Annotated in this window: 9 protein-coding genes and 1 pseudogene; 8 read left to right on the top strand and 2 right to left on the bottom strand. The window is 36.4% G+C overall.

Features of this window, described 5'->3' with window-relative positions:
* The first annotated feature begins 72 nt into the window (after positions 1-72).
* Positions 73-1329, top strand: coding sequence for an aspartate kinase (locus tag ACFINA_RS06895; protein ID WP_375615294.1), 1257 nt, complete (start codon positions 73-75; stop codon positions 1327-1329).
* 1218 nt (positions 1330-2547) lie between these two features.
* Here ACFINA_RS06895 and nhaA read toward each other — a convergent pair.
* A complete protein-coding gene (gene nhaA, locus ACFINA_RS06890) occupies positions 2548-3909 on the bottom strand; it encodes a Na+/H+ antiporter NhaA (protein WP_375606439.1) in 1362 nt (453 codons plus the stop codon).
* 148 nt (positions 3910-4057) lie between these two features.
* On the bottom strand, positions 4058-5764 hold the full coding sequence (locus ACFINA_RS06885; RefSeq protein WP_375615293.1) for a hypothetical protein: 1707 nt from the start codon (positions 5762-5764) through the stop codon (positions 4058-4060).
* Between the two features lie 354 nt (positions 5765-6118).
* Here ACFINA_RS06885 and ACFINA_RS06880 point away from each other — a divergent pair, with 354 nt between their 5' ends.
* The 7 genes and pseudogenes from ACFINA_RS06880 (at position 6119) to ACFINA_RS06850 (ending at position 13332) form a co-directional block, all read left to right on the top strand.
* A complete protein-coding gene (locus tag ACFINA_RS06880; RefSeq protein WP_375606437.1) occupies positions 6119-7891 on the top strand; it encodes an SLC13 family permease in 1773 nt (590 codons plus the stop codon).
* 104 nt (positions 7892-7995) lie between these two features.
* A pseudogene (locus ACFINA_RS06875) lies at positions 7996-8261 on the top strand (XRE family transcriptional regulator).
* A gap of 494 nt (positions 8262-8755) precedes the next feature.
* Positions 8756-9427, top strand: a complete 672-nt coding sequence (locus ACFINA_RS06870; RefSeq protein WP_375615292.1) for a tetratricopeptide repeat protein — start codon at positions 8756-8758, stop codon at positions 9425-9427.
* 4 nt (positions 9428-9431) lie between these two features.
* Positions 9432-10856 carry a ribosome biogenesis GTPase Der gene (der, locus tag ACFINA_RS06865; protein ID WP_375615291.1) on the top strand — a complete coding sequence of 475 codons (1425 nt, stop codon included), beginning with the start codon at positions 9432-9434 and terminating at the stop codon, positions 10854-10856.
* Positions 10857-11846: 990 nt separating this feature from the next.
* A complete protein-coding gene (locus ACFINA_RS06860; protein WP_375615297.1) occupies positions 11847-12281 on the top strand; it encodes an AtpZ/AtpI family protein in 435 nt (144 codons plus the stop codon).
* Between the two features lie 7 nt (positions 12282-12288).
* The gene (locus ACFINA_RS06855) at positions 12289-13047 is read left to right on the top strand and encodes a F0F1 ATP synthase subunit A (protein WP_375606478.1); all 759 of its coding nucleotides are present in this window, start codon (positions 12289-12291) and stop codon (positions 13045-13047) included.
* 54 nt (positions 13048-13101) lie between these two features.
* Positions 13102-13332, top strand: coding sequence for a F0F1 ATP synthase subunit C (locus ACFINA_RS06850; protein WP_005773968.1), 231 nt, complete (start codon positions 13102-13104; stop codon positions 13330-13332).
* Positions 13333-13375 lie beyond the last annotated feature (43 nt).

Here is a 13375-nt window from a genome sequence, read left to right as displayed (position 1 = left end):
AATGATTAGTTGATAGAGCATCTTATTCTCGTTACCGTTTGAGATAAGAGATGTAAAGATAGAGTATTATTAATGGCGCGCATTGTCATGAAATTTGGTGGAACATCTGTAGCAAACATTGAATGTATTCATAATGTTGCAAGGCATGTCAAAAGAGAGGTTGATGCAGGTAATGAGGTTGCCGTTGTCGTATCTGCGATGGCTGGTAAAACCAATGAACTTGTTCAGTGGACGTGTGATGCTTCGCCTATACATAGAGATGTTCGTGAATATGATGTTGTGGTTGCTGCTGGTGAACAGGTTACTTCTGGTTTGTTGGCTTTAACACTTCAAACAATGGGCGTGAATGCACGTTCATGGCTTGGTTGGCAAATTCCTATTCATACAGACAATGCGCATGGCCGTGCACGTATTACTGATATTGACGGATCTTTTTTAATAGAGCATTTTCAGGAAGGTCAGGTTGCTGTTATTGCTGGTTTTCAGGGGGTAACTCCGGATAATCGAATTTCTACCTTAGGACGTGGGGGATCAGATACAAGTGCTGTTGCTATAGCAGCGGCTGTACAAGCTGATCGCTGTGATATTTATACGGATGTGGATGGTGTTTATACAACGGATCCACGTATAGAACCGAAAGCGCGTCGTTTACCAAAGGTAGCTTTTGAAGAGATGCTGGAAATGGCTTCTCTTGGTGCAAAAGTTTTACAGGTTCGTTCTGTTGAATTGGCAATGGTTCATAAGGTTCGTACCTTTGTGCGTTCAAGTTTTGAGGATCCTGATGCTTTAGGCATGGAGGATCCAATGAGTTCTTCTGGAACACTTATTTGCGATGAGGATGAAATTGTGGAACAACAAAATGTTACTGGTATTGCTTTTGCTAAGGATGAAGCACAAATTTCCCTTCGTCGGCTTGCCGATCGTCCAGGGATTTCGGCAGCAATTTTTGGCCCCTTGGCTGAAGAGCGCATTAATGTTGATATGATTGTGCAAAATATTTCTGAAGATGGCTCAAAAACTGATATGACTTTTACTGTACCATCAGCAGATGTAGAAAAAGCCGTTGCTCTTCTTGAGAAAAATCGTAAAGAAATTGGATTTGATGTTCTGCAATTTGAAAGCGATCTTGCCAAGGTATCTGTGATTGGTATTGGAATGCGCAGCCATGCAGGTGTTGCTGCTACAGCTTTTAAGGCTTTGGCTGAAAAGGGTATTAATATTCAAGCAATCACCACCTCAGAAATTAAAATTTCTATTTTGATTGATAGTGCTTACACTGAACTTGCGGTTAGAACATTACATGCTGTTTATGCTCTTGATAAGGGGTGAGCATTTTTTAGCTCCAATAAAGTTTCAATAACGTAAAGCTTTAATATATATTAATAATTTTTATTAAGGATAACTTATATTTTGAACTTAAATGAGAACTATTCAATACAGCAAAATGCTCTCATTTTAAACTTATTCGTGATCTTGAAAACGGGAAGACAGTTTAACACTGGGAGACTATGAAGTTGTAAAGGTAAAAATCAATACTCATCTTTACGCTTATAAAGGAGAAAGTGAGCCGCACTAAGGCTATTTTCAGTTTCCAATATTGTGCAACTTTTGCTTTGAAATAAGGAAACCTTCCGGTATTTTGCTTTCTTACCCGAGTGATAAGACGACAAATGATCCTTAAAAATATATTTGCTCAAAAAATAATATGTTTTTTAAAGAAGGCTAGGATTAAAGCTGTTGATAATACTGACAATAAAGTCAGTAACGAAAAGATGGATTTGTTGGAAAAATGAGCTACGGGATTACTTAACTAATTATTGGGTCTGCTTGCTATGTTGACGTTATAAGTGATAGGTGAGGTTGGAAGAACTGTTGTGGCTATAAAGGGCAGTAAAAAAATTATATTATTTCAATAAATTAACGTCTATATACTTTATTATAAAAACAGCAGCTTGTAAGAATTGTAATGATGGAGTTAAGGTGTTTGAAACAACTCTCTATAATTTTTATACAAACAGTTATGGTGAGAAAGTTGTTTTGTGTTGATTAACTCAATATACCTTATTCATGTGCATTGAGTAGCCAAGATTTCAGTGATAGCTTCAAATGAAGATATATTATTTACATTACTATTAATTATTGTTTCTTATTTTTTCGTTATAATTAAATATAACATATTGATTTATAATAGGAATTCATTGTTTCTTTATAGTGGATAATAGCTTTGATGAAAGATCGCTTCTCCTATCACAAATCCCTTTATATTAAATCAATTAAAATTATTTCTGTGTACGCTACAAGTGGGACTGGTATATGAGTAAACTTTATTGAAGAAAGGAATAAAAAAACGTCTCTTATGAATTCTCTCAAGTGTCAAGAGTTGTTGACATGAGAGGTTGGCAAAATAGTACGATGATGTCAGTTTACATCTTCATAGATGTAAAGATGAGGTAAAACAACGGCTTTTACGTTCAATATTGTCCAAATCCAACAAATGAATAGAATCACTTTTTAAAAAGCTCGTATAAAAGTCTATTTTTAATTAGTTTATTGGGAACTATGAGCAACGTCTTTATTGCGCTTAATATAAATAAATCCATATCCTAGACCGATAAGAGCAGATAAACCAGAGCCACAAAGTACTCCAATTTTTGCAGCATCAAGAAGGATAATATTTTTAAAAGCAAGCATTGAAACAAAGATAGACATTGTAAAGCCAATTCCTGCTAAAAAACCAATGAGTAAAATACCTGTCCATGTCATATGAGGAGGGAGGCGGCATAGACCTGATTTTACAGCTAGATAACTGGCAGTGATAATGCCAAGCGGCTTACCGATGAAAAGCCCAATAACAACACCAAGAACAATCAAGAATGATTTATCGGAAGAAAGGTCAAAGTTTGCAAAACTTACTCCTGCATTTGCAAAGGCAAAAATCGGCATTACACCGTATGCAACCCATGGATGCAATGCTTTCTGAACACGGGTTACTGGAGCAATTATGGCACGCTGTCCTTTGCGCATTTTTTTCAATGCGGTTGAAATATGATGGAGATCTGTTTTAATATTTTTTTCTTGAAGAATTTGCATAGCATTGCTGAGCGTGGTGAGTGGCGCTACAAGAGTCCGAGTAGGAAAAACGGGAGTCATCATCCCTAAAATTACACCAGCAAGTGATGGATGAACGCCTGTTACCATTAAACCCCACCAGATGATTGCACCAGGTAAAATGTAAAGCCATGCTGATGCAAGCCCAATCCATTGAAAGAATAGCACTAGAGCAATACCTGCTCCTGCAATCATTAAACCACTAAGATCAATGTTTGTTGAGTAGAAAAAAGCAATAATAAGAACAGCTATAATATCATCAATAATCGCGAGTGATAGAAGAATGATATGAAGATTAGAAGGAATTTTTTTTCCAAGAAGAGCAAGAATACCGAGAGCAAAGGCAATATCTGTTGCTGTTGGTACGGCCCAACCATGTATATGCCCATCATTAAAGTTGAAGATAAAATAAATAATTGCAGGGAAACAAACACCCCCTATTGCAGCAACAATTGGTAAGATTGCTTGTTTAAAATCGGCAAGAGCACCTTCATGAATCTCGCGTCGGATTTCCATTCCAGCAACGAGAAAAAAAATAGTCATAAGAGCATCATTAACCCAAAAATGCAAATCCCATGAAAGAGTGAAATGCCCCAAATTAAAACCAAGAGGTGTATGCCAAAAAGATTCATAGAGATCAGCATATTTAGAATTGGCAAAAATGAGTGCAGAAGCAGCAGCTAATAAAAGAACAATACCACTAAGAGCTTCAATATGGAGAAAACGCTCGATAGCAGAAAGCGCTTGATTGGTGACACGAGAAGCGCGATTAGGCAAGCGATTTGAAGATAAATCAGACATGAACAACTCCAAGTATCGACAATTTTATAATTCTATATTCTCTTATGTAAATGACTCTATGTGAAGCCTTCTGTATCATATAAAAGCAAAAAGAGGAATAAAGTTCTTAATTTATAGACAAGATCATCATGTTTAAAGCACAAAATGTTCAAGGCGATGCTTCATTTTTAATAGTGAGATCTACTTTGCTTAAAGCCTTGGATAGATCATTTTGTAAAGCAGATTCGAGATCAATTATTGTGAGCCCTTTATTATCTTTTGCTTTAATTTTAACGCTCAATGTTTGCGGATTTTTAGCAAATTCACCTAAGGATTTTGAAATTTTTTCTGCTTCGTCATGATTTTTTAACAGAATGTTAGGGGTCTGCGTCATCATTAGATAGAAATCGTCATAGAGTTCCTTTTTAAGATCATGTTTGCTGTCATTAAGAGTTTGCGCAAGATAAGAAAAAAGCTTATCAATGAAACCTGCATCCTTATATTGTAGATCAATTTCATTGATGCCAAGGTCTTGAGAAGCAGCAATCATTACATTTTTCTGACCAGAAAAAAGCTTTTCATCAACATCAATAACCTTGGCTGATATGTACCCAGATCCAACGTCTTTCATATCGAAAGACATTGCATCAAGAAGGAGCATACGTTTTTTTTCATCATAAGAAATATCAATTTTTCCTGAAATATTAAAGCGCTCAAAGTTCAAATTTTTGAAGAGTTCTAAGTCTTTTTCATTCATTTTTTTAGGTAAAACGGAAAGGTTATTGAGGGAAAGAAAAAGTTTTTTAGGGATAGGTTGTTTCCACAAGCTTGGTTTGAATTGGAATGATTCGAGTGTTGCTTTCAACTGTGGTATATCAACGGTGACGTTATCAACTTTGGCATCGGCTGAGGTAATGGCGAGCAATATGTTTAGAAGTAGACCATTTTGTGCTATTTTTTCAGCGGTTTTATTATTCTCTTTTTTTGCATTAAGATAAGCTTTGATCAATTTTTCAGGAGTTTGTTCAAATGGCTTCATCTTTAAACCAGATGTTTTAAACTGTTGGAGAAAGAAAGAGCTGTTTTTTTCTGCTTCTTCAAAAATATCAACGCTTATATTATTCAGAGCAATGGGACCAGTAACGGTTTTACCTTGATTGAGAGTATTGTTTTTTCCAAAGATGATAGAATAGGCGTAGTTGATGTCGATATCATGGGCTTTTATTGTATCACTTTTAGCCATAAGCTGCATCTGTTTGGCACCATTGACTGCAACTGTTTTAAGATCCATATTTTTGATACTAACTGAACGGATATGGCCATTTCTAAAATCAGAAAGCTGGAAATTATTGACTTCAACCGTTTCTGTTTGCTTATTTTTATTTTCTATAGAAAGTTGTATATTGGGAGCAATAATTGAGGAAAGCTCAATACGCATCATTGTTTGTAAAAGACGTGATGAGAGTGTTCTATCTTTTTCTTTTAAGAATACACTCCTAAGAGAGATTTTAGGAATTTGCACATGAATATTATTATGCTTTAAATCAACATTATAGAGTGTGAAAGTTCCAGGAATAAAGGAAAGAGGAGGACGGGCAGAAATGGCACCAATTTTAAGTGATGTACCGGCTGGAACGGGTAATGTAACATTTTTCAAATTGACTTTACCTAAGATGCTCACTTCAGATGTTTCGGCTTTTATGGAATGACGGGCTATTTCTTTTCTTACAAAACTGTCAAGATAGGGTTTTGCAATATAAAATCCACCAACCATTATAATTGCCAAGATAGCAACAAATCCAATAATGCAAGTGAGCCAATATCTGAGGTTACTTTGATACCCACTATTAAGATTGACCATTCTTTCTTCTTTCATTTTTATCACTCTTTGAATTGAGAGTGAAGATAAATTCTTTTAAGCAACGACAAAGGTTTAAATATAGCGTGTACCAGTTTCAACAATTATCTACGCTCTATATTAGAGTTATTCTCATCTTTTTTGCAATATAGCTTTATCAACTTTTATCAATTTTCTTTGGGTTCAGCACTTTATAGAAAAGCACGCATAATAAGGAGAGGCAAGTTTATGCGCATCATAATTTTTTATCACTTTAAAATTATCCTAAAATATTTCGATGTCTGCTTTTATCTTGCTGCTGTTTATAGGAATATTTAAAACATAAAAAATATGTTCTTGTTCATTATAATTTAATGGGGAGAGGTAAGTGTTATGACAGAAAATCAAATAATGGCTTTTTCGATCATTGGTCTCATGATGGTTGTTTTTATTTGGGATCGATTTCGTTATGATCTTGTTGCTATTTGTACGTTATTAATAGCTTGTGCTCTTGGTCTTGTCAGTCCGAAGGAAGCTTTTAGCGGTTTTAGTAATGATATCGTTATTATCGTGGGGAGTGTGTTTGTTGTCAGTACAGCCGTATCGCGCTCTGGTATAATGGAATTTATTATTCAACGGGTATGGCCAGATGTGAAATCGGTGCGTCTTCAATTAGCTTTTTTGGTTATTTCTGTTGTCGTGTTATCAATGTTCGTTAAAAACATTGGTGCTTTGGCTATTATGCTTCCGATAGCTTTTCAGTTTGCTCGTCGTTCTCAGGTTTCTCCTTCTGTCTTTTTGATGCCCATGGCCTTTGGTTCTTTATTGGGGGGGCTTATGACACAGATAGGAACATCTCCCAATGTTGTTATTTCAGCGATGCAAGAACGCTTAGCAGGAACACCTTTTACGATGTTTGATTTTACACCAGTTGGTGCGGTTATTGCGACGGCTGGTGTTTTATATTTGGTCTTGTTTTATTGGCTTTTGCCTGTGCGTGTGCGTTCAGGTGTATCGTTTGATGATGCCATTGATATTCGTAATTATGTTGCAGAAGTGCATATTCCAATAAATTCACCGATTGTGGGAAAAAATATTGTTGATTTGGTTAAGCCATCAAGTGGTGATGTTATGGTGATTCAAATCATCAGAAACAAAGTATCTATTTCACCATTACCAGATTTTGTTTTGTCTGAAAATGATATTATTTTGCTGGAAGGATCACATACAGGGTTAGATAGCGTGATGAACTCTGCTCGTTTAGAGTTTTCTAAAGGGCGAACTATTGCTGCAGGTGATAAGGACAGTGATATTGATATTATTGAAGCCGTCATTACCCATAATTCACCTCTTATCGGTATTAGTGCGAAAGAGTTTTCCTTATTTGATCGCTATAATGTAAATTTGCTTGCGTTAAGTCGTCAGCATGAAAGGGTGCGGGGAAGACTTGATGATATTATTTTCCATCTTGGAGATGTGATTGTTTTGCAAGGACAGGATGCAGTTATTCCAAATTTGTTAAGGGAATTGAAATGCTTACCCCTAGCAAAACGAAATATTGTGTTTGGAAATTTACGACATGGTTTTATATCTTTGGCTATTTTATTTATAGCAATTATTTTTACAGCTTTTCATATTGTTCCAGTTGCTTTTTCTTTCTTTTCTGCTGCTGCTGCAATGGTGATCTTTCGTGTTTTGCCAGCGCGTGATTTGTATCAGGCATTAGATGGTCCAATATTAGTACTATTAGCGGCTCTTATTCCAGTGAGTGAAGCGTTAGAGAAAACAGGATGTACGGAGCTCATTGGTCAATGGCTGAGCCAATTGGCAATATTTTTCCCGCCATCCGGTGCTTTAGCGCTTATGTTGGTGACAGCTATGTTGGTTACGCCATTTTTGAATAATGCAGCAACAGTGATGATGGTAGCACCAATTGCATCAAGTTTTGCTCATTCTCTCCATTATAAGCCTGAAGCTTTTTTAATGGCTGTTGCAATCGGTGCAGGTTGTGAATTCCTTACACCTATCGGACATCAAAGCAATATGCTCGTGATGGCGCCAGGAGGATACCGTTTTAGTGATTATCCACGTTTGGGTGCTCCATTGGCGGTGTTGATCGTTATTATTGCTGTTCCAATGCTTATGTGGGTTTGGCCATTACAATAAGATATTTTCAGAAGCTTTGAGTATCTATTACAAAAGGTTATTAATTGTATAAAGATAAATTGAAGGGATACACTTTCTTTGGCAAAATTTTATGAAAACTTCGCATTGATCATTCAGAACGTCTTTCAAATATAGTTGATAAATTAGGTTTATCTGTGTCATTTTTATCTTCTGTAGAAATTGGTAGAAAATCTGTTCCAGTAGGCATGGAAGAGAAAATCATAGAACTCTATGCTTTAGATCAAGAAAAAGCTTCTCTGTTAAAAAAGAAGCCTATCTTTGTCGAAAGAATTTTACAATCAAACCTTCTAATCCGTTGCAACATGAAACTGTTGTTGCATTTATGCTACTTTTAGATGTCTTATTTTAAGGGGCGTTAGCAGATTTCAAAGAAATGTTAGAAACACTCCATGAAGTATGCTTTTTGTAGAGGCTATTGCGAAATTCTATTCCCCAACTTTTATTTACGCATCCCTCATATTAAAAAAGATATATAAATACAGTAAGCTAGATGAATAAAGAATGGTATTAAAATCCTATAATCGAATACAATACAATGATTGTGTTAAAGACTTTAAAAGATATCTTTCATATAATAGAGAGGGAAGGGTGCTGAAGATGGTAGGCAATCATGGATAATATTAAAGCAGTGATTTTTTTATAAGATTCAAAAGTTGTGATGTAAGCTTAAAGAACATTTACATCGTTTTTGACTAAGACAGTTGCAAAAATCCAATTGATTTGGTTACATGTCAATTTGAAATAAATAAATCAGTAATTTAAAGATTTTAGTTGATTTAGGCTACCATCTTTGTCCATTTATGCGTAAAAGCGCAGAGAGTAAATTTTTACAAGGTATGATATATGTCGTATGATAGTTTTATTGCTGAAGTTAATGCTGAATTTCGTCAGGAAAAGGCGCTTGCTTTTTGGAGACGTTATGGTTTTTCAATTATTGGAGCAGTCCTTCTTTTCATCATCATGATAATTATTTATCAAATTTATCATCATGCACAAATAAAGAAAGCTGGTTATATTGGTGACGCATTTATAAAAAGCCTTAATTTTGCGGATACACGTCATTTTGATAAAGCGATAAAGCAATTGGAGAATGTTAAAGACTCTAACTTTGGAGGATATCCTTTTCTTGCTCGTTTGCGGGAGGCTTCTTTACTCATGGAGCAAGGTGATATGATTAAATCAGTGGAGATCTTTGATTCTGTTGCATCGGATGAGAAAGCACCACAGATTTTGCGGAAAGTTGCAAAAATTCGAGCAGCCTATATTTTAGTTGATACAGGAACTTTGGAGGATGTCAAAAAGCGCGTCAAAGAGATGGCAAGTGATACCGATCCTATGCGTATGTCTGCAAGAGAAGCTTTAGGCTTAGCTGCTTATAAGTCGGATAAAATGGATGAGGCGGTTTATTATTTTAAGAAAATTTCTGAAGAAGGTGCTTTGGGTTTAAAAATAGCAGATCGGGCTCGAATGATGCTTGAGCTCATACAAGCCGAGGGCAAGACAAATAAGGAATAAATTGATGAGCCTTACCATTGCTATTGTTGGTCGTCCCAATGTTGGGAAATCAACACTTTTTAATCGTTTGGTTGGGCAAAGGTTGGCTTTGGTTGATGATAAGCCAGGTGTAACACGTGATCGGCGTATTCATGCGGCAAAACTTCAAGATCTACGTTTTGATGTGATTGATACGGCTGGGCTGGAAGAAGCAGGTGATCATACACTTGAGGGGCGTATGCGTTCTCATACAAAAGTTGCAATTGATGAAGCTGATCTTATTTTATTCGTATTTGATGCAAAGAGTGGAATAACACCAAGTGATTTAAACTTTGCTTCATTGGTTCGCAAATCAGGAAAACCAATAGTCCTTGTTGCTAATAAGTCTGAGTCAAGAGCGGCAACGGGAGGAGAGTATGAGGCGTGGTCATTAGGTTTGGGGGAGCCGTGCCCAATATCGGCTGAACATGGTTTGGGAATTAGTGATCTTCGTGATGCAATTATAGAGGCTGTTGGGGCTGAACGCGCTTTTGACAATAACAAAGAAGAAGATATTACGATACGGCCTGCATCTGTTGGTGATGATATAAACAATTTGGAAGAAGAGGGGCTTATGTACGATGAAAATAAGCCTATTCGGATTGCAATTGCGGGGCGCCCCAATACAGGAAAATCTACTCTTATCAATAGTATGCTGAAACAAGAGCGGTTATTAACAGGACCAGAAGCAGGACTTACGCGTGATTCTATTTCTGTAGATTGGGAATGGCGTGGTCGTCATGTTAAACTGTTTGATACTGCGGGTTTGCGTCGAAAATCGAAAATTCAAGAAAAGTTAGAAAAATTATCCGTTGCTGACACTTTGCGTGCTATTTGTTTTGCAGAAGTGGTGATCATTGTTTTTGATGCAACGATGCCTTTTGAAAAACAGGATTTACAAATTGCTGATCTTGTGATTCGTGAAGGGCGTGTTCCAGTTATTGCTTTTAATAAGTGGGACCTTATTGAAAATAGTCAGGCTACATTGATTGATTTGCATGAAAAATGTGCACGATTTCTTCCTCAAGTTCGTGGTTTGAGGGCTGTTCCTTTATCGGGACAATATGGTCAAGGAATTGATAAACTTATGGAAAATGTGATGATGATGCACCGTGTATGGAATCGTCGCATTTCGACAGCTAAATTGAACCAATGGCTTGAAACTGTTGTGGCACATCATCCACCTCCTGCGGTTTCTGGACGTCGACTTAAGGTTAAATACATCACACAGGTTAAGACACGTCCTCCTGGATTTATGATTTCTTGCTCGCGCCCCAAAAGTATGCCCCAGTCGTATTTGCGTTACCTTGTCAATGGGTTGCGTGAAACATTTGATATGTTTGGTATACCAGTTCGCATATCATTACGAGCCTCTGATAATCCTTTTGCGACACGTTCCAAGAAGAAATGATAACTCTTTAATTTTATTGATAATCATTTATCATGAGCGCTATTGAATAGAGCTCTCTCATCTTGATAAAGGTCATTTATTTGCATGTCATGAGAAGAGTTTAATAGGGAGTATTTAAGAAAGAGTACATAATCCTCTTAATGGGTTATTATAAGTGCAAGAATAGATGCAATATGAGGGTAGGGGAATATAATTATGATGCTTGTTTGAAAAGCAGCATTAGATTATCGTTTCATAAAAATAAAGCTTATGAATAAGCGCTTTTGCTTACGATAGTTTGTTTGAATAAAAAGCAAAAATATTTGCTGAATCTACGGATATTCAATTGTAAAAAGCGAAGTTCATAAAAGTGGATTAAAATTGTATAAAGTGGTATGGTAATCGTATTTAAAATTTATTATGTTCTATTGGCTTAATCTATTTGAAATTTTAGATTTATTAATATCTTGTATTTAAAGGAACTTCTCTTAATATCCTCAAGCTCATTTCGTGGTGGGGCCTTTAATGGCGTATGTAAAATACTTTGCGAATAGGATCATATAGAAACAATTGATTATTATTATTTTCATAAAATAAAAAGTGCAAGTTTATTCGAATAAAAGGAGAAAACCAACGCTCTCATACTGTTTTTAGCTTTCTATGTTCTCTTTCAAAACTAGGACTGATATAACATTGGGAGTCGGAAAATAAGATGGTATTAGTTTACACCTTTTGTTAAACGTAAAAATGGTTGTTCTATGAGTTTTATATTATTCACGTGAACTTTTCGTTATACATTCACGGGTGCTGTCGTGAAATCGGTTTAGGTGCTTGGAATATCTTTTTAAGAAAGCATGTAAATTGAAAAATACGTTATTTCTGCAATAAAATTTATACGATAACTTGTGATAGATTTCTTTTAGTATCTTGACGAATAAATTCGGGAACAATATGATGCACACGGTTTTATGAAATGTATTCTTACGTTGCTTTTTAATTAAGGAGCCAATGATGGCGATGGGCGAGAAACCCGTTATGAGCTGTAAGGAGGCTGAAGAGGAAAAGCAAGGAGAGTGTCTTCATTCAGAGGATTTGGAATGCCGTAGTAGGAACTTAAGCGTAGCTTTAGTACGCAAGCAAGCATTAAAGAAGCGGGAGCATAGGAATAAGCGGGAAAAATCACAAGGAAGGATGGCAGGTGCAATTAAGCTTTCCAGTGAGTTTCTGGCAAGTGTTATAGTTGGTATTGTTTTGGGGTTGGGGTTTGATAAGTTAGCAGATTCATGGCCTTGGGGATTGGTATTTTTTCTCTTCTTTGGATTTGCTGCTGGTGTATTGAGTATTCTTCGGTCTGTGGGGTATGTTTCCTCCAGTCAATTAGGAAAAGAAGGCGTATTGCGCCAAGATAAACAAAATAAAGGGGCCAATGAGAGGTCCGATAAATGAGGTTGAAGTGACAGCGCACGCTCCAGATCCTATTCATCAGTTTGAGGTTTTAAGGCTGATTAAGATTTCCATAGGAAATATGGATTTATCGTTTACAAATGTATCATTGTTTACAGTCCTCACGGTTGTTGTAACTTCTATTTTTCTCTTTATTTCATCATCGAGTCGTGGATTGGTTCCAACGCGGATGCAGTCTCTTTCGGAAATGGCCTATGAGTTTGTAGCATCGACTCTGCGGGAATCATCTGGTGTGCAGGGAATGCAGTTTTTTCCTTTAGTTTTTTCTCTGTTTACTTTTATTTTGGTTGCTAACTTTATTGGTCTCTTTCCTTATTTTTATACGGTTACGTCTCAAATCATGATCACGTTTTCATTAGCAATGGTGGTAATTTTGACGGTGATTGGGTATGGCTTTTATAAGCATGGGGTCAGTTTTTTGAAACTGTTCGTTCCCAGTGGAGTTCCTGTTGTGGTTTTACCTCTGGTGACAATGATTGAGGTTATTTCTTTTCTCTCCCGTCCAATTAGTCTTTCTCTTCGTCTTTTTGCGAATATGCTTGCTGGTCATATTACGCTTAAAGTGTTTTCTGGGTTTGTTGTTTCAATGATTGGGGTAGGGCTCGTAGGTGTGGGTGGTTCGATTTTACCGCTTATTATGACTGTAGCAATTACTGCTCTTGAGTTTTTGGTCGCATTTCTTCAGGCTTACGTCTTTACGGTTTTAACTTGTATGTATCTTAATGATGCAATTCATCCAGGACATTAATAAAACTGGCGGTTTTCCGTCGAATAATGCAATTTCGCTTTAAAGGAGAATAACATGGAAATGGTGCTTGCAGCAAAATATATTGGCGCTGGTCTTGCTTGCTTTGGTATGGCTGGAACAGCTTTAGGACTTGGTAATATTTTTGGTAGCTATCTTTCTGGTGCATTACGAAATCCATCAGCAGCAGATAGTCAGTTTGGACGTCTCGTCTTTGGTTTTGCTGTAACAGAGGCTTTGGGAATTTTTTCATTGCTCATTGCTTTATTACTTCTTTTTGGGGTTTAATCATCATCAAAAGGGTATATCTGTTCTTGCATGAGGAAAGATT

The organism is Bartonella sp. AC10YNML (assembly GCF_042196825.1).
In the GTDB taxonomy this organism is placed as follows: Bacteria; Pseudomonadota; Alphaproteobacteria; order Rhizobiales; family Rhizobiaceae; genus Bartonella.
The sequence above is the reverse complement of the archived record's forward strand: the minus strand, read 5'-3'. Positions and strand labels throughout refer to the sequence as shown.

What these genes read in the sequence shown, in the direction of transcription:
- ACFINA_RS06895 (WP_375615294.1), top strand. Translation starts at nt 73, where the DNA reads ATGGCGCGCATTGTCATGAAATTTGGTGGAACATCTGTAGCAAACATT.
- ACFINA_RS06880 (WP_375606437.1), top strand. Translation starts at nt 6,119, where the DNA reads ATGACAGAAAATCAAATAATGGCTTTTTCGATCATTGGTCTCATGATG.
- ACFINA_RS06860 (WP_375615297.1), top strand. Translation starts at nt 11,847, where the DNA reads ATGGCGATGGGCGAGAAACCCGTTATGAGCTGTAAGGAGGCTGAAGAG.
- nhaA (WP_375606439.1), bottom strand. Translation starts at nt 3,909, where the DNA reads ATGTCTGATTTATCTTCAAATCGCTTGCCTAATCGCGCTTCTCGTGTC.
- ACFINA_RS06885 (WP_375615293.1), bottom strand. Translation starts at nt 5,764, where the DNA reads ATGAAAGAAGAAAGAATGGTCAATCTTAATAGTGGGTATCAAAGTAAC.
- ACFINA_RS06870 (WP_375615292.1), top strand. Translation starts at nt 8,756, where the DNA reads ATGTCGTATGATAGTTTTATTGCTGAAGTTAATGCTGAATTTCGTCAG.
- der (WP_375615291.1), top strand. Translation starts at nt 9,432, where the DNA reads ATGAGCCTTACCATTGCTATTGTTGGTCGTCCCAATGTTGGGAAATCA.
- ACFINA_RS06850 (WP_005773968.1), top strand. Translation starts at nt 13,102, where the DNA reads ATGGAAATGGTGCTTGCAGCAAAATATATTGGCGCTGGTCTTGCTTGC.